The sequence below is a fragment of the Ornithinibacillus gellani genome, assembly GCF_003730295.1.
In the GTDB taxonomy this organism is placed as follows: domain Bacteria; phylum Bacillota; class Bacilli; order Bacillales; family Amphibacillaceae; genus Ornithinibacillus_A; species Ornithinibacillus_A gellani.
Window position 1 is genome coordinate 1 of record NZ_QTSZ01000018.1, and the last position, 918, is coordinate 918.

Below are 918 nucleotides of genomic sequence, written 5' to 3' on the forward strand. Positions count from 1 at the left end.
AATGATATTTTAAAGCAAGCCGCGCTGATCATGGGACGAAAGTAGATGTGATTCGCAATAATGCTCACAAATACTCGGTATCAGCAATGTGTGACGTCCTACAAATTCCAAGAAGTACGTATTACTATGAAGCAAAAGAACGTGAAAACAATGATGAAGAACTGACAATTTTAGTTGTGGATATCTTCAAAAAAAGCCGTAGTATTTATGGTCAAAGAAAAATCAAAAAGGAACTTGAAAAGCTTGGCTGGACTGTTTCCCGTCGCCGTATTGGTCGAATTATGAAAGAACAAGGTCTTGTATCTAAGTACACTGTAGCCCAATTCAAACCAACAAAATCAACTTGTAATGAATCTGAAATCAGCAATGTATTGAATCGAGAATTTAATCAAGATCAGGAATTAAAAGTAGTTGTTAGCGACTTGACCTATGTTCGGGTTGATAGAAAATGGCATTACATCTGTATTTTAGTAGATTTATATAATCGTGAAATCATTGGCTTTAGTGCTGGGCCTAATAAGACCGCAGCGTTAGTTCAGCGTGCTTTTGCATCCGTACCATACAATCTAAACCGACTTGAAATATTTCACACAGATCGTGGCAATGAGTTTAAAAATCAGTTCATCGACGAGGCACTGGATGCTTTTGGGATTAAACGATCCCTGAGTGAAAAGGGGTCGCCTTACGACAACGCCGTCGCTGAAGCAATGTTTAAGACTATTAAGACAGAGTTTGTGAACGGCACCAATTTCCCTTGTCAACAAGCACTTGACCTTGAACTTTTCGATTATGTGAATTGGTTTAATAATATTCGAATTCATGGATCGTTGGATTATTTAACGCCGATGGAATATAAACACAAACATCAGACAGAATTGAGCAAAATTTAATCATAAACAAGTTACCCTACCTTAGAAA

The 918-nt window shown here is 37.4% G+C and carries 1 pseudogene; it reads left to right on the top strand.

Going from position 1 to position 918, the window contains the following annotated elements:
• Positions 1-11: 11 nt before the first annotated feature.
• Positions 12-890: pseudogene (locus tag DX933_RS06265) on the top strand (IS3 family transposase); the annotation flags it as partial.
• Positions 891-918: the final 28 nt, after the last annotated feature.